The organism is Streptomyces sp. NPDC015345, from assembly GCF_043078805.1.
Taxonomy (GTDB): domain Bacteria; phylum Actinomycetota; class Actinomycetes; order Streptomycetales; family Streptomycetaceae; genus Streptomyces.
The window spans coordinates 25,989-43,314 of record NZ_JBIBTX010000013.1 but is presented as its reverse complement, the minus strand read 5'-3'; the positions used below and the strand labels follow the sequence as shown (position 1 = coordinate 43,314).

Below are 17,326 nucleotides of genomic sequence, written 5' to 3'. Positions count from 1 at the left end.
CGTTGTGAGGAGACAGCACGATGACCCGACCCCAGCCCCGCAAGCGATCCCTCGTCGAGGACGTGTGGCCCCTCTCGCCCTTGCAGGAAGGGATGCTGTTCCACGCCTCCTACGACGGCCAGGGCCCGGACGTCTACACCGTGCAGTCGGCGGTGGACGTCAACGGCCCCCTGGACACGGATCTGCTGCGGGCGTCGTGGGAGGCCCTCCTGACCCGGCACGCCGCGCTGCGGGCCTGCTTCAGGCCGGTCACCGGCGCGCACATGGTGCAGGTCATCCCGCGCGAGGTCGCACTGCCCTGGCGGGAGGCGGACGTCTCCGGGCTCACCGACGCCGAGGCCCTGGCGGAGAGCGAGCGGCTCGCGGCACAGCAGCGGGCGGAGCGCTTCGACCTCGCGGTCCCGCCGCTGCTGCGACTCCTGCTGATCAGGCTCGGCGAGAACCGGCACCGCCTCGTCATGACGCTCCATCACATCCTGCTGGACGGCTGGTCGATGCCGGTGCTGCTGGGTGAGCTGTCGGCGACGTACGCGGCCAGGGGCGACACCTCCGCGCTCCAGCGGGTGGCGCCCTACGGCGAGTACGTGGCCTGGCTGGGCCGCCAGGACAAGGAGGCGGCATCGGCCGCGTGGCGGGCGGAGCTGGCTGGGGCCGACGGACCGACCCTCGTGGCACCGGCGGACCCGGGCCGCGCCCCATGCCTGCCTGAGCAGGTGCACACCTCCCTGTCGCCTGAACTGACCGAATCACTCGACGAGTTGGCGCGCGGCGAGGGCCTGACGCTGAACACGGTCGTGCAGGGCGCGTGGGCGCTGGTCCTCGCGCGCCTCGCGGGCCGTACGGACGTCGTGTTCGGTGCGACGGTCGCCGGGCGTCCCGCGGAACTGCCGGGTGTGGAGTCCATGGTCGGCCTCTTCATCAACACCCTGCCGGTCCGCGTACCGCTCGACGGCGCGCAGCCGGCCGTGGAGATGCTGACGCGGCTCCAGGAGCGCCAGTCCGCGCTGATACCCCATCAGCACGTCGGCCTGGCCGAGGTCCAGAAGCTCGCGGGCGCCGCAGCCGTCTTCGACACCCTCGTGCTGTACGAGAACTACCCGCTGCCGCCCGCCGGCCCCGCCCCCGGCCCCGACGCCGTGTCCCTCAGCCCGGCGGGCGCGTCGCGCGACGCCTCGCACTATCCGCTCACGCTCGTCGCGGTCCCCGGCGGCGACCGGATGCGGTTCAAGCTCGACCACCGCCCGGACCTGTTCGACCGCGCCGCCGCCGAGTCGATCGTCCAGCGGTTCGTACGCGTCCTGGAACGGATCGCGGCCGACCCCTCCGCCCGCGTCGGCGACATCGACGTACTGGAGCAGGCCGAGCGCTCGGCCGTCGTGGAGCGGTGGAACGCGACGGAGCGGCCGGTGGCTGCGGGTTCCGTCATGGAGGCGTTCGAGGAGCGGACGGCCCGCTCGCCGGACGCCGTGGCGGTGCGGTGCGGCGCGGACGAGATGTCGTACGCGGAACTGGAACGCCGGGCCAACCGGCTCGCCCGGCACCTGAGCGGTCTGGGCGTCGGCAGGGAGGACCGGGTCGCCCTGTGCCTGCCGCGCGGGACCGACATGATCGTGGCACAGCTCGCGGTGTGGAAGGCGGGCGGCGCGTTCGTCCCGCTCGACCCGGAACACCCGGCGGACCGGCTCGCGTTCATGGTGGCCGACAGCGGCGCCCGGGTGCTGCTGTGCGTCGGTGAGCCGCCTGCCGGGACCGGACACGTCGTGCGCCTCGACGACGCGGACACCGTACGGACGATCGCCGCGGAGCCCGCCGAGCCGCCGGCCCTGCCCCTCCTGCCCGGCCAGCTCGCCTACGTCATCTACACCTCCGGGTCGACCGGCCGCCCCAAGGGCGTGGCCCTCGCCCACCACGGCCTGGTGAACCTGGCCGAGGCGATGCGCCCGGCCCTGGGCCTCGGCGCGGGCGTGGTCATGCTCCAGTTCGCGTCGTTCGGCTTCGACGGGTCCGTGCTCGACGTGGCGGTCACCCTGGCCGCCGGCGCCACCCTGGCCATCGCGTCGGCCGAGGAACGCACCGAGCCGGACGCACTCACCGCGATGATCCGCGAGGCGGGCGTCGAGGCGGCCAGCGTCGTGCCGTCGGTCCTGCGCGTCCTGGACCCGGACGACGTGCCCGGCGTACGGAACTGGGTGCTCGGCGGCGAACTGCTGACCGCCGGCCTGGCGAGCCGCTGGACCCCGCGGGCGCGGGTGTGGAACACCTACGGCCCCACCGAGGCCACCGTGATGGCCACCGCCGGACCGGTGGCCGAGGAGACCGGAGCGAGGGACGAGCCGCCGCCGATCGGCCGCCCGCTGGGGAACATGCGGACGTACGTACTCGACGGCTTCCTGCGGCCGGTGCCGCCCGGGGTGACCGGCGAGCTGTACGTCGCCGGGCCGGGTGTGGCGCGCGGCTACACCGGGCAGCCGGAGCTGACGGCCGAGCGGTTCGTGGCCTGCCCCTTCGGCGTGGGCGGGCGGATGTACCGCACCGGCGACCTCGCCCGATGGACCGCCGACGGACAGCTGACGTTCGCCGGACGGGCCGACGAACAGGTCAAGCTGCGCGGATTCCGCGTGGAGCCGGGCGAGGTCGAGGCGGTCCTCGCCCGGCACGCCTCGGTGGGCCAGGTGGCGGTCGTCGCCCGCGAGGACCGGCCCGGCGACAAGCACCTGGTCGCCTACGTCGTGCCCGGCGCGGACGCCCCGCAAGGCCGCGCCGTCGACACCGAAGGGCTGCGCGCCCACGCGGGCACCCGCCTCCCCGAGTACATGGTCCCCTCAGCGGTGGTCGTCCTCGACGCGCTGCCGCTCACCGTGAACGGCAAGCTCGACCGGGCCGCCCTGCCCGCACCCGAACGAGCCGCGCACGGCGGCCGGGACCCGCGGACACCCGTCGAAGCGGTCCTGTGCGGGCTGTTCGCCGAGGCGCTCGGCGTCGAACGGGTCGGCGCCGACGACTCGTTCTTCGCCCTCGGCGGCGACTCGATCCTGTCGATGATGCTGGTCTCCGGCGCCCGCCGCGCGGGCCTCGCGATCACCGCCCGCCAGGTGTTCGAACACCGGACCCCGGCCGCCCTGGCGCTGGTGGCCGTACCGGCGGACGGCGTGGCCACCGGCGACGGCGACCCCGGGACCGGCGAGGTGCCCCTGACCCCGGTCATGCACGAGCTGCTCGAACGCGTCGGCGCCGACCACGTGGGCCGGGTCGTGCAGTCCGCCGTCGTCGAGGCCCCGGCCGGACTGCGGTCCGGGACGCTGGCCGACGCGGTGCGCGCGGTGGTGGACCACCACGACATCCTGCGCGCACGCCTGGCGACGGAACCACAACGGCGGCTCATCGTCTCCGGACCCGGCACGGCACCGGCCGGATCGTGGGTGCGCCGGGTCGACGCGGCCCCGACGGACGCCGAAGGCCTGGCGCGCACGATCGCCGAGGAGAGCCGGGCGGCGGCGGCCCGGCTCGATCCCCGGTCCGGCGTCATGCTCCAGGTGGTCTGGTTCGACCGCGGCCCCGGCGCTCCCGGACGGCTGCTGCTGGTCGTCGACCACCTCGTGATGGACGCCGTGTCCTGGCGGATCCTGCTGCCCGATGTGGAGCAGGCCTGCGCGGCGCTCGCCGCCGGCCGCAAGCCCGAACTGGAGCCCGTACCCACGTCGTTCAGGCACTGGGCGCGCGCACTGGCCGAGCAGGCGCACAGCGCGCAGCGCATCGCGGAACTCCCGCGCTGGACCGAGCTGCTCCAGGGCCCCGACCCGCAGCTGACGGCGGTGCCCGCGGACCCGGCACGCGATGTCGCGGCCACGGTGCGGCGGGTGTCGGTGACGGTGCCGGCCGAGGCCACCTCCGCTCTGCTGACCGGCTTGCCCGCCGCCTACCACGCGGGCGTCGACGACGTACTCCTGACCGGACTCGCCGCGGCGGTCGCGCGATGGCGCGACGGCCGGGACCCGGCGGGCGGCTTCCTGGTGGACGTGGAGGGCCACGGCCGCGTGGCGCTCACCGACGGCATGGACCTGTCGCGGACGGTCGGCTGGTTCACCGGCACGCAGCCGGTGCGGCTCGACGCGGGCGCCGCCGACCTCGACGAGATCCTGTCCGGCGGCCCCGCCGCGGGCGACACCCTGAAGCGGGTCAAGGAACAACTGCGCGCGGCGCCCGGCGACGGCCTCGGATACGGCCTGCTGCGCCACCTCAACGACGAGACCGCGCGGGAACTCGCCGTCCTGCCCAAGGCCCGGATCGGCTTCACCTACCTCGGCCGCGTCCCCGGCGCCCCGGCGGACGAGAGCCACGCGACGGCGGACGACACCGGGGACGGACACCTGCCGGTCGCCCACCCTCTGGAGCTCGCCGGCGTCGTACACGACCTGCCCGAGGGGCCACGCCTCACCCTGAGCCTCGCCTGGCCCGAACACCTCCTCGACGAGCCGGCGGCGCGCGGGCTGGTCGAGGACTGGGCGGCCATGCTGACCGGTCTGGCCGCCCACGCCGGCGACCCCGCCGCCGGCGGCCACACGCCCTCCGACTTCCCCCTGGTCACGCTCACCGGGACCCAGGTCGACAAGCTGGCGGAGGCGGCGCCGGGCCTCACGGACATCTGGCCGCTCTCGCCGCTCCAGGAAGGCCTGCTCTTCCACTCGATGTTCGCGGACGAGGGCCCGGACGTGTACGTGGAGCAGATGATCGTCGGCCTCGAAGGGCCGCTGGACACCGGGGTCCTCCGGGCGTCCTGGCAGTCGGTCCTGGACCGGCACGCGAGCCTGCGCGTGGGCTTTTGGCAGGTGGCGGGGTCCGGGCAGGCCGTCCAGATCGTCATGGACCGGGCCGTCCTGCCGTGGCGCGAGGAAGACCTGTCGGAACTCGACGAGGACGCGGCCCGGGAGGAGTCGGACCGCATCGGGAACGAGGAACGGGACAAGGGCTTCGACCTGGATAAGCCGCCGCTGTTGAAGGTGCTGCTCGTCAAGACGGGCCACGAGCGGTACCGCATGATGGTGACGCTCCATCACATCGTGCTCGACGGCTGGTCGTTGCCGGTGCTGCGGCGCGAGCTGTGGGCCTGTTACGAAGCCGGGGGCACCGCCGACGGCCTGCCCGCGGTCACGCCCTACTCGGAGTTCCTGGCCTGGCTCGGCCGCCAGGACAAGGAGGCGGCACAGGAAGCGTGGGCGGCGGAGCTGTCCGGAGCCGAGGAGCCGACGCTGGTGGTGCCCGTGACCCCGGGCGCGACCGTCGAGGCGTCCGGCACCTCGGGCGAGGTCTTCGTCGTCGCCGACGAGGAGCTGGAGGCCGGACTCGGCGAGCTGACCCGCACCCACGGCGTGACACTGAACACGGCGCTCCAGGCCGCCTGGGCGCTGGTCGTCGGCCAGTTGGCGGGACGCAAGGACGTGGTGTTCGGCGCGTCCGTCGCGGGCCGCCCCGCCGAACTGCCGGGCATGCAGGACATGCTGGGCCTGTTCATCAACACCGTCCCCGTGCGGGTGCGCTGCGAACCGGCGCGGACCGTCGCCGAGGTCCTCACCGACCTCCAGGCCAGGCAGTCCGCCCTGATGGACCATCAGTACGTCAGCCTCGGGGACATCCAGCGCGTCGCGGGGCCGGGAGCGACCTTCGACGCCCTCATGGCGTTCGAGAGCTTCCCCACCGGAATGGACGCGCCCACACGGCCCGGCGAGGGCCCCCGCGAAGCCGCGCCGGCCGGCTTGACCTTCACCGAGGCAGGGATGCGCGAGTCGATCAACTACCCGCTGGGCCTCGTTGTGGACCCCCTCGGCGGGCTGCGGATGCGGCTCACCTACCGGTCGGACGCCTTCGAGGAACAGGCCGCCCAAGCCCTGCTCGACCGCCTGGTGCGGGTCCTGCGGCAGATGGCGGCGGACCCGGGACTCACCGTGGGCCGGATCGAGCTGTCGGACGAGACCGAGCGGTCCCTGGTGACCGAGCGGTGGAACGCCACGGAGGTGGCGGTCCCGGACGCGCTGGTACCGGAGCTGTTCCGCGCACGGGCCGAGCGTTCGCCGGACGCGGTGGCGGTGCGGTGCGGCCAGGACGCCTTGACCTACGGGGAGTTGGAGGGCCGGGCGAACCGGCTGGCCCGCCATCTCGCCGGGCTCGGGGTGGGCCGTGAGTCCCGGGTGGGGCTGTGTCTGCCGCGCGGGACCGACATGATCGTCGGCGAGCTGGCGGTGTGGAAGGCCGGCGGCGCTTTCGTGCCGCTGGACCCGGAGTACCCGGCGGACCGGCTGGACCATCTGATCGCGGACAGCGGCGCGCAGGTGGTGCTGGGCTCCGGTGACTGCCTGGACGGCCTGTCGATGGGAGCGGCGCGGGCGGTGCTGCTCGACCAGGTGGAGACCGCGCGGGTGCTAGAGACCGAGCCCGCCGAGCCCGCCGAACCGACCGACGCGGCCCTGTCACCGGACCAACTCGCCTATGTCATCTACACCTCCGGATCGACGGGCCGCCCCAAGGGCGTGGCCGTGGCACACGGCGGCGTGGCGAACCTGGCAGAGGTGATGCGGCCGGCCCTTGGCGTCGCCGAGGGCGTGGCCGTCCTCCAGTTCGCGTCGTTCAGCTTCGACGCGGCGGTCCTCGACGTGGCGGTCACTCTCGCGGGCGGCGGCACGCTGGTCATCGCCTCCGGGCAGGAGCGGGACGAGCCGGGGGCGCTGGCCGAGATGATGCGGGCCTCGGGTGTCACCACGGCGAGCGTCGTGCCGTCACTGCTGACCCTGCTTGACCCGGACACCGTCACGGGCGTCGGCAACTGGGTCCTCGGCGCGGAGCTGCTGACCGCCGACCTGGCGAGCCGCTGGACCCCGCAGGCGCGGGTGTGGAACACGTACGGCCCCACCGAGGCCACCGTGATGGCCACCGCCGGGCCCGTGGCCGAGGAGATCGGTCCGAGCGACGGCCCACCGCCGATCGGCCGGCCGCTCGGCAACATCAAGACGTATGTCCTGGACGGCTTCCTCCACCCCGTGCCGCCGGGCGTCACCGGAGAGGTGTACATCGCGGGGCCGGGTGTCGCGCGCGGTTACGTCGGAAGCCCCGGCCTCACCGCCGAGCGGTTCGTGGCCTGCCCCTTCGGCGCGGGCGGGCGGATGTACCGCACCGGGGACCTCGCCCGCTGGACCGCCGACGGACAGCTGCTGTTCGTGGGGCGCGCGGACGAACAGGTCAAGATCCGCGGCTTCCGCGTGGAGCTGGGCGAGATCGAAGCCGTGCTCGCCTCCCACCCGGAGGTACGGCAGGCCGTGGTCGTCCTCCGTGAGGACCGGCCCGGGGACCGGCGCCTGGTCGGGTACGTCGTCCCCGGCACCACTGAGGCCAAGGACACGGATGTGGCGGCGATCCGCGAGCACCTGGCCCGCGCGCTGCCCTCGTACATGGTCCCGGTCTCGGTGGTGGCCCTCGCGAAGCTGCCGCTGACGCGCAACGGCAAGGTCAACCGCAGGGCGCTGCCCGTCCCGGACTTCGCGGGCCGGGTGTCCGGACGGGAACCGGAGAACGAGACCCAGGCGACGCTGTGCGCGCTGTTCGCCGAGATCCTCGACCTCGAACGGGTGGGCGTCGACGACAACTTCTTCGACCTGGGCGGTGACTCGGGCCTCGCGATGCGGCTCGCCGCGCGGATCCGCGAGGAGTTCGGCATCGAGCTCAGCATGCGGCGCTTCTTCGCCACCTCCACCCCGCTCGGTGTCGCCAGGCTGCTGACGTCGAAGGAACTCCCCGAGCTGCGGCCGGTCGACCACCCCGACGAGATCCCCGCCACGGCGAGCCAGACGCGCACCTGGCGCCTCGAGCGGGCTCACCCCGGCTCACCGGTCAGGCGGGCCCCGATCGCGCTGCGCCTCAGCGGCACACTGGACCGCGCTGCACTGGAGGCGGCCCTCGGCGACGTCGCCGCACGGCACGACATGCTGCGTACGACCTTCACCCCCACCGAGAGCGGTGAGCTGTACCAGCGTGTCCTGGACGCCGACGCGGACGCGGCCAGGCCCGCGCTGCCGGTGACACCGGCGACCGAGGAGGAGCTGCCCGGCCTCCTCGCCGACCACGCCGGGTACGAGTTCGACCTCACCCGGGAGACGCCGTGGACGTGCCGCCTGTTCGCGCTCCCCGACCACGCGCACGTCCTGCTGATGGTGGTGCACCGCATCGCGACGGACGACGGATCACTGACCGTCCTGGTCCGCGACCTCGCGGCGGCCTACGGAGCGCGCCGTGAGGGCAGGGCCCCCGAACGCGCCCCGCTGCCCCTCCAGTTCGCCGACTACGCGCTGTGGGAGCGCGAGATGCTCCGGGACGAGCAGGATCCGGACAGCCTGATCGGCGAGCAGTTCGCGCACTGGAAGAAGGTACTGGCGGGCGTGGGGGAGCTGGACCTGCCGGCCGACAGGCCACGGCCGACTGTCGCCGACCACCGAACCGAGTCGGTGCCGCTCGTCGTCGACGGCGACACGCACGCCCGCCTGAAGGAGGTCGCCGAGGGCGAGGGAGCGACGGTCTCCATGGCGTTGCAGGCCGCGCTCACCCTGCTCCTGACGGGGCTCGGGGCGGGACCCGACATCACCCTCGGTACGGTGCTGCCGCTGCGCGACGAGGAAGGGGACCTGGACGGCCTGGTGGGCCCCTTCGCCGACCCGATGGCCCTGCGGACGGACGCCTCCGGCAACCCCACGTTCCGCGAACTGCTCGGCCGGGCACGGGACACGTACCAAAGAGCGGTGCAGAACACCGACGTACCCTTCGCACGCCTGGTGGAGGTCCTGTCACCGCAGCCGCCCGTGACGCGGCACCCCGTGTTCCAGGTCCTGCTCGAAGTCCACGGCGACGCCGCCGAGATCTGGGAGTCGCCGGCGCTGCCGGGCCTGAGCACCACCCGCCTGCCCGTGGGGACACCGGTCAGCGAGCTCGACCTGGCGATCGGCCTCACCGAGCGGTACGGGGTCGAGAGCCGCCCGAACGGTATCGACGGCGCCATCCGCTACGCGGCCGAGCTGTTCGACCGGTCCACCGTCACCGCGCTCGCGCGGCGGCTCGTCCGCGTCCTCGCACAGGTCGCGGCCGAACCGGGGCTGCGCCTGAGCCAGGTGGACGTCCTCCTCGACCCCGCCGAGCGCCACCAGGTGGTGGCGGCCTGGAACGACACGGCGACGGAGGTGCCGGACCGCACCGTCGTCGACCTCCTCGCCGAACAGGCCGCGCGGCACCCCGACGCGGTGGCCGTCATGGACCGGCACGGCACGCTCACCCACGGCGCGCTCGACGCCGCCGCCCGGCGGCTCGCCGACCGCCTGGCCGAGCGGGGGGCCGGAGCGGAGGACGTGGTCCTCGTGGCCCTGCCGGCCACCGCCGACCTCGTCGTCGCGGCGCTCGGCGTGCTCCGGTCCGGCGCCGCCTGCCTGTTCGCCGACCCGAACCGGCTCATGGAGGACATCGCCTCGTGCCTGCGCCGGGCCACCCCGGCGGCGATGGTCTGCGACAGGGCTTTGGCCACGCTCCTGGCCGACGGCATCACCGTACCGATCGTGATGCTCGACGAGCCGCAGACCGCCGCGGCGGGCGGCGCGAACGCCGGCGGCCGAACGGGCGGACGGCTGCCGCTGCCCGGCCGGGCGGCGCTCGTCCTCGGCACCACGGCACCCGGCGGCGCCGACGGTTCCGTCGCAGGCGCGGTCGTCGAGCACCGGACACTGCGCGACCAGGTCGCGCACCGGACGCGCGTCTCGCCGGCGCCGCGCGGGGCGACCGTCCTCGACGTACGCGCCCCCGTCTCCGCGTACCTGACACCGCTGCTCTCGGCCCTGTGCGAGGGCGGCAGCGTCCAACTCGCGGTGCCCGGCGACGACATGACACAGGCCGCAGGGCCGGACGGCGCGCGGCACCTCGTCACCACCCGCGCGCTGCTGCCGACGGTCCCCGAACCGGCGGCAGGGCAACCGCCGCTCGCCGCCGTCACCGTCATGGACGACACCGGGGCGACAGCCGTGCAGGGCACGCGGGACTGGCTGGGCCGCCACCCGCGGACAGCACTGGCCGCCGTCCACGGCACGGCGGAGACCGCGGGCGCGTGGCTCGACCACAGGACCGCGCCCGGCGAACCCCTCCCCGCACAGGCCCCCGCGGGACGCCCGGTCGCCAACACCCGGGCCTTCGTCCTGGACGACTTCCTGCGCCCCGTCCCGCCGGGCGGCACCGGCGACCTGTACGTCGCGGGATCCGCACTGGCGCGTGGGTACGCCGGCGGGCCCGGCCCAACCGGTGAACGGTTCGTCGCCTGCCCCTTCGGGACCGCGGGCGAGCGGATGTTCCGCACCGGCGAACGCGCGAAGTGGACGTCCGGCGGCCTGCTCGCCCTGCGCGGCAGGCGCCCGGACGGGAAGCACGTCGGTGCCGGGGCGGCCCGCCGTGCCGGCACCGACCACGGTGACCTGGAAGTCCTGCTGCCGCTGCGTCCGACGGGTACCCGGCCCCCGCTGTTCTGCCTCCACACCGGCACGGGACTGAGCTGGGCCTACGCGGCACTCCTGCGGCACCTGCCGCAGGACCTGCCCGTCCACGGCGTGCAGGCACGCGGACTCGCGGAACAGGAGCCCATGCCGCGGAGCGTGGAGGAGATGGCGGCCGACTACGCCGAGCAGATCAGGACCGTCCAGCCCACCGGCCCGTACCACCTCCTCGGCTGGTCCTTCGGCGGACTGATCGCCCACGCCATCGCCACCCGCTTCGAGGAGCAGGGCGAAGAGGTACGGCTGCTCGCGGTGCTCGACGGCTATCCCGAAGGATCCGGTGGGGCCGACCTCGGCCGCAGGTCCGACGGCCGGGACGAGGAATCCGCATCCGTACGGACGCAGCGCGGCCGGACGCTGGGCCTGGACGCCGGCACGGGCATGGATGACAGCCTCAGGTCGAACATGCAAGCCGTGATCGACAACATCGGCCGTCTCGCCCCGCACCACACGCCACGCCGCTTCCACGGCGACCTGCTGCTGTTCGTCGCGGCCGAGGACCGGCCCGCGGAACTGACCGCGTCGGCCGCGCGGGAGAGCTGGCAGCCCTTCGTCGCGGGGGACGTCGAATCCCACGAGATCGCCGCGAGCCACTACACCATGCTCCAGCCCGTGCCGTCGTCGGACATCGGGAGCATCCTCGCGGCGAAACTCCTGGCGGCCGACGACGCCGGAGAGAAGTGAACGCCCGATCCCCTGCCGCGGAACACGGACGACGAAGGGACCCCTGAATGTCGAAGCGACTGAAAACCGCCGCGCACACGCGCCGCAACGGCATAGAACCCATGCCCGAACTTGCGGACATCAGCGCGCGGACACCGCTCGTCCGGGTCGACGCCCAGGGGGCCTTCGCGGGCTGGCACTGGCTCGCCACCGGCTTCGACGAGGTGCGGGCGATCCTCAGCGACGACCACAGGTTCAGCATGATTCCGCCGCCCACGCAGATGCACGGTGCCGCGGGGCGCGTCGAGATCGGCAACCTCCTGCGGTACGACCCGCCCGAGCACACCCGACTGCGGAAGATGCTGGTGCCCGAGTTCACCGTCCGGCGCATCCGCCGCCTCGAACCCTTCGTGACGGAGATCGTGGACGACTGCCTGGACGCGCTGGAACTCGCCGGGCCGCCCGCCGACCTCATGCCCACCTTCGCCCTGCCCATCCCCGGCCTGGTCGGCTGCGCCCTGCTCGGCGTGCCCCGCGACGACGCGGCCGACCTGGCACGCCACTTCGTCTCCACCTCGGCCGCCGCCACCGACCACCGCACCGATCCCCGTGAGCGGGAGCGGATGCGGGCGGCGGGGAACGCGTTCGTGACGTACATCAGGAGGCTCGTCCGGCACAAGCGCCGCGACGCCGGCGACGACCTGCTGGGCATGCTGATCCGCGAACACGGCACGGACATCACCGACGAGGAACTGACCGGCATCGCCGCGACACTCCTCGGCTCCAGCATCGAGAACGTCGGCGGCATGCTGGCCCTGGCCCCGCTCGCCCTGCTCCAGTACCCCGACCAGCTCGCCCTCTTCCTGGACCGGCCGGAGCTGACCGACCAGGCGGTGGAGGAACTGCTCCGCTACGTCTCGTCCGTCCCGAACTCCATTCCCCGCTACGCCCTCAAGGACGTACGTGTGGGTGATCAGGTGATCAGGACGGGCGAGGTGGTGATGTGCTCCCTGCTCGCGGTCAACCGCGCCCAGCTCCCCGGCGTGCCGCACGACACCCTCGACATCACCCGTGACAGCAGCGGCCACATGGCCTTCGGGCACGGCATCCACCACTGCCTCGGCGCGTCGCTGTCCAGGCTGGAGCTGCGGATCGCGCTGCCGGCACTGCTGCGCAGGTTCCCCGGCCTGCGGCTCACCGTGCCGGCCGAGCAGCTCCGGTACCGGACCTGGACGCCCAATTACGGAGTCGACGTACTGCCGGTGGTCTGGTGAACCCCACGCCCTGCCGGACCCGTGCGGGAAAGGAAGACCGTCCATGCCCAAGCCGTTGAAGGACCCCGACCAAACGCCTCTCGTCCGGACCGTCGTGCCCGGGACCTCGGACCGCGCCTGGATCGCCAACGGCTACGACGAGGTGCGGGCGATCCTCAGTGACGACAGGTTCAGCACCATGCCGCCCGCGCAGACCCCCGAGGCGTCCCGGCGGCTGATCCAGCCCGGCAACCTCCTCCAGTACGACCCGCCCGAGCACACCCGGCTGCGGAGGATGCTCACCGGGGAGTTCACGCTCCGGCGGGTCCGTGCCCTCGAACCCCTCGTCGAGGGCGTCGTGAAGGACCGCCTGGACGCCATGGCAGGAGCCGGGCAACCGGTCGACCTCATAGGGCACTTCGTCTGGCCGACCACCAGCCTGATCGGCTGCGCCCTGCTCGGCATCCCGCGCGACGACCAGGCGGAGCTGGTCCGGCACCTCGACACCAACCGGCTGGACAACCCCGACCGGGAGCAGCGGGACATGGCGGGCACCGCATACCTCACCTACCTGGACAAACTCATGCGGCACAAGCGCCGCAAGCCCGGCGACGACCTGCTCGGCCGGTTGATCCGCGACCACGGGAAGGACCTCACGGACGCCGAACTCACCGGCACCGCCGCGACGCTCCTGGCCTCCTTCATCCCGATCACCGGCGGCACCCTGGGCCTCGGCCTCGTCGGGCTCCTGGAGAACCGGGACCAGCTGGCCCTGCTCATCGAAAGCCCCGAGCTGATCGACCACGCGGTGGAGGAAGTGATCCGCAGCGTGACGATCATCCCGCACGCCTCACCCCGTACCGCCACCCAGGACGTGACCATCGGGGAGCATGTGATCAAGTCCGGTGAGTTCGTGGCCTGTTCACTGCTGGAGGCCAACGGAACACGGCCGCCCGGAGAGCCGCAGGACACCCTCGACATAACCCGGGACAACAGCCACCACATGGCCTTCGGGCACGGCCTCCACTACTGCATGGGCGCGTCGCTGGCCCGCATGGAGCTGCGTATCGCCATCTCACGGCTGCTGCGCCGTTTTCCCGAGGTGCGGCTCGCGGTGCCGCGCGACGAACTCCGCTTCACCGCACGGTCCGTGGAGACGCTCCCGGTGGCCTGGTAGGGGAGGGGCGACATGCCGCACGAGCCGACATCCGTACCCCTGCACACCCGCCGCACCCGCTTCGACCCGGCCGCCGAACTGCGCCGGCTTGCGGACGATGGCCCCCTCACCAGGGTCAGCCTGGCGCCCGGCACCGGCGACCGGCCCCTGTGGCTGGTCACCGGTTACGACGAGGTGCGCCAAGTCCTCGGCGACCAGGTACGGTTCTCCACCAGCCGCTTCGGCGCCCGGCCGGCGGCGGGAGGCGGAGCCGCCCCGCGCCCCGACGACGGCATCGGGCTGCTCATGGACTACGACCCGCCCGAGCACACCCGGCTGCGGAAGAAGCTCACGCCCGAGTTCACGCTCCGGCGGATGCGCAGACTCCAACCCCGCATCGAGGCCATCGTCGCCGAGCGGCTGGACGCCGTGGAACGCGCCGGCCAACCGGCCGACCTCGTCGAGCTGTTCGCGTCCGCCATCCCCGGCCCGGTGCTGTGCGAGCTGATCGGGGTGGAGCGCGACGACCGCGACGACTTCCTGCGCCGCTGCCACGCCCACCTGGAGACCGGCAAGGAGCGAGGGGAGCGGGCGGCCGCGGGCACGGCGTTCACCCGCTACCTCGCCGCCATGGTGGCCCGTCGGCGCAAGAACCCCGACGAGAGCTTCATCGGCATGCTCGTGCGCGACCACGGCGACGAGTTCACCGACAAGGAACTGCGCGGAATCTGCGTTCTGTTGATGCTCGCGGGCCTCGACAACATCTCCGGAATGCTGGGCCTCGGGGTGCTGGCCCTCCTGGAGAACCCGGGCCAACTCGCCCTCGTACGCGACGACCCCGAGGCCCTCGACCGGGGCATCGAGGAACTGCTGCGCTATCTGTCCGTGCCGCACGCCCCCACCCCCCGCGTCGCGCTGGAGGACATGACGCTCGGCGGCAAGCGGATCAGGGCGGGCGACACCCTCGTCTGCTCGATCCCGCTGGCCAACCGCGACCCGGCGCTCACCGACGGACCCGACCGGCTCGACGTCACTCGCGAGCCCGTGCCCCACGTCGCCTTCGGCCACGGCATCCACCACTGCCTGGGCGCCGCCCTCGCCCGCATGGAACTGCGCATCGCCTACCGGGAGTTGCTGCGCCGCTTCCCCGGGCTGCGCCTCGCGATACCGGCCGAGGACATCGAGTTCAGGGTCCTGTCGACCGCCTACGGAGTCGAGCGGCTGCCGGTGACCTGGTGAGGCGGCGGCGTCGTACGAGCGGGAGGCGAGGGCGAGGGCGAGGGAGAGGACAGGGAGAGGAGAGGGAGATGGAGATTCGGGTGGACCGTGACCGGTGCGCCGGTTCCAGTCTGTGCGTGAGCCACCTGCCCGAGGTGTTCGACCAGTCGGAGGACGACGGCAAGGTGCTGCTCAAGGTGCCGCTGCCCGCCGCCGACGCGGAGCGGGCGGTGCGCGGCGCCGCGGGGAGGTGCCCGACCGGCGCGATCACCCTGCACGCGCTGGACGTGCAGGACGCGTAGAGACGGGTGGACAGGTACGGCCACGGGCCCCCGGCGGCCCGTGGCCGTCCGGCATGCCCGGCCGCGAAGTCGCTGGTCATGCGCGCACTGTGTGGACGCCCTGCTTTGTGCCCGCCGTGTGACCGCCCGCCGCGTAGAAGTGTGGACCATGTTCCTCACCCACAAGCGAGCGACCGCGCACGAACGCGTCGCACCCAAGCGAGTCACCGCACCCGGGCGAGTCATCGCACCCGCCCTCCTGGCCCTCTCCGCCCTCGTCACGGGCGCCGCCCTGACGGGCTGCTCCGGTGATTCCTCCGCCGCCTCGTCGGAGAAGGAGCCGTCACCGAAGAGCGCCTTCGACCGGGCCCTCGCCTACTCGGAATGCATGCGCGGCAACGGCGTGCCCGACTTCCCGGACCCGCAGCAGGACAGCGGCGGCGTCAAGCTGACCCCGGACGGCGGCGGCGCCGACCCGGACTCCGCGTCGTTCAAGAAGGCGCAGGAGGCCTGCAAGGACAAGGCGCCCCAGGGGCTCGGCGGAAGCGGCGGTGGCGGCGGTGGCGGCGAGTCACTCGACTCGGCCAAGGTCACGGCCTGGGCGAAGTGCCTGCGCGAGAACGGCGTACCCAAGTTCCCCGACCCCGAGATCAACGGTTCGAGCATGAACATCGACCTCGTCGGCGCGGGCGTCGACCCGCAGGATCCCAAGTTCAACGAGGCCATGCAGACCTGCCAGAGCAAGTACCCGGGTGGCGGCGTCATGTTCGGCCCCGCCGGGGGTGGGCAGTGACCCCGGACGAGACCGGCGAGCCGGCCGTGCGAAGCGAGCCCTCCGGGGCCCTGGAGCGCCGCGACCCCGGCCGGGTCTCCACCAAGACCGCCGAGGCGCCGCCCGACACGGCGGCCGGGAACCTCCCCGGGACCAGAGCCGGGAGCCTCCCCGGGACCGCGGCCGAGGAGACGCCGGCCAAGGACGTGGAGCCGTCGGCCGGCACCCGCAGGCGGCGTCCGCTGCGCACCTCGCTGATCGTCGTCGTCGCGATAGCCGTCGCCGCGGCGGCGGGCATCGCCGCCACCGGGACCCTCGGCGGCGACGGCGACGACCCCCGGAGCTCGGCGCCCTCCGGGCCGCCCGCGACGGCCGAGGTGGAGCGGACCACACTGGTCGACTCCGAGACCGTGGACGGCAACCTCGGCTACGGCGAAGCGCAGACCGTGCGGGCCCCCGCCTCGTCAGCCGATACCGATACCGGAACCGGAACCGGCAGCACAGGACAGGGCGGCGGCTCGGGCGGTGGCGGAGGAAACGGCATCGTCACCTGGCTCCCCGAGGAGGGCGACGTCGTCAAGCGCGGCGACACCGTCTACCGCGTCGACCAGCGCGAGGTCCCGCTCCTGTACGGCTCCTTCCCGCTCTACCGCACCTTGCGGCCGGGTACGGAAGGCGCCGACGTCGAGATGCTGGAGAAGAACCTCCGCGCCCTCGGCCACACCGGCTTCACCGTCGACGACACCTACAACTCCGCCACGGCGGAGGCGGTGAGGGAGTGGCAGGACGGCCTGAACCGCGAGGAGACCGGCACGGTCGAGCCCGGCGACGCCCTGGTGGCCTCCGGCGCCCGGCGCGTGGCCGACGTACAGGCCGCCCCCGGCGTCGCGCTCAGCGGCAACCTGCTGACCTGGACCGGCACCGAGCGCATCGTCGGCGTCGATCTCGACGTGCAGTTCGAGGACCTGGTCGACAACGGAACCAAGGCCACGGTCGAGCTCCCGGACGGCAACACGGTCCAGGGCGAGGTGACGGACATCGGCACGCCCTCGACCTCCCGGGGCGACGACTCCGCGAGCGGAACCGGCGAGTCGGATGCCGGGTCCGGCGGATCGGGCGGCAACGAAGACCCCACGCTTCCCGTGGAGCTGACGGTGAAGGACCAGAAGGGACTCGGCCGCTACCAGGCCGCGGCCGTCGAGGTCACCCTGAAGGCCGAGACCCGCAAGGACGTCCTCGTGGTGCCCGTCAACGCCCTCGTCGCACGGAAGGGCGGCGGCTACGCCCTGGAGGTCGTCACGGGCGACAGCACCGAGTACCGCCCGGTCAAGCTCGGCATGTTCGCCGACGGCAGGGTCGAGGTCTCCGGCACCGGCATCAAGGAAGGCACCGTCGTGGGGGTCCCCAAGTGACCTCGTATC

Annotated in this window: 7 protein-coding genes; all 7 read left to right on the top strand. The window is 73.3% G+C overall.

Annotated elements, in window-relative coordinates:
• Positions 1-20: 20 nt before the first annotated feature.
• The 7 genes from ACF062_RS36510 to ACF062_RS36480 all read left to right on the top strand — a co-directional run bounded on the left by ACF062_RS36510 (position 21) and on the right by ACF062_RS36480 (position 17,317).
• Positions 21-11,246: an amino acid adenylation domain-containing protein gene (locus ACF062_RS36510; protein ID WP_392144139.1), complete on the top strand. Its 11,226-nt coding sequence runs from the start codon at positions 21-23 to the stop codon at positions 11,244-11,246.
• Positions 11,247-11,293: 47 nt separating this feature from the next.
• The gene (locus ACF062_RS36505; RefSeq protein ID WP_392144137.1) at positions 11,294-12,499 is read left to right on the top strand and encodes a cytochrome P450; all 1,206 of its coding nucleotides are present in this window, start codon (positions 11,294-11,296) and stop codon (positions 12,497-12,499) included.
• Between the two features lie 43 nt (positions 12,500-12,542).
• Positions 12,543-13,655, top strand: coding sequence for a cytochrome P450 (locus ACF062_RS36500; protein WP_392144135.1), 1,113 nt, complete (start codon positions 12,543-12,545; stop codon positions 13,653-13,655).
• A gap of 12 nt (positions 13,656-13,667) precedes the next feature.
• The gene (locus ACF062_RS36495) at positions 13,668-14,873 is read left to right on the top strand and encodes a cytochrome P450 (RefSeq protein ID WP_392144133.1); all 1,206 of its coding nucleotides are present in this window, start codon (positions 13,668-13,670) and stop codon (positions 14,871-14,873) included.
• A gap of 68 nt (positions 14,874-14,941) precedes the next feature.
• Positions 14,942-15,154: a ferredoxin gene (locus tag ACF062_RS36490; RefSeq protein WP_392144131.1), complete on the top strand. Its 213-nt coding sequence runs from the start codon at positions 14,942-14,944 to the stop codon at positions 15,152-15,154.
• A 148-nt stretch (positions 15,155-15,302) separates the two neighbouring features.
• Positions 15,303-15,926, top strand: coding sequence for a hypothetical protein (locus tag ACF062_RS36485; RefSeq protein ID WP_392144129.1), 624 nt, complete (start codon positions 15,303-15,305; stop codon positions 15,924-15,926).
• On the top strand, positions 15,923-17,317 hold the full coding sequence (locus ACF062_RS36480; protein ID WP_392144127.1) for a peptidoglycan-binding protein: 1,395 nt from the start codon (positions 15,923-15,925) through the stop codon (positions 17,315-17,317). Before ACF062_RS36485 ends, ACF062_RS36480 begins: the two co-directional genes overlap by 4 nt.
• Positions 17,318-17,326 lie beyond the last annotated feature (9 nt).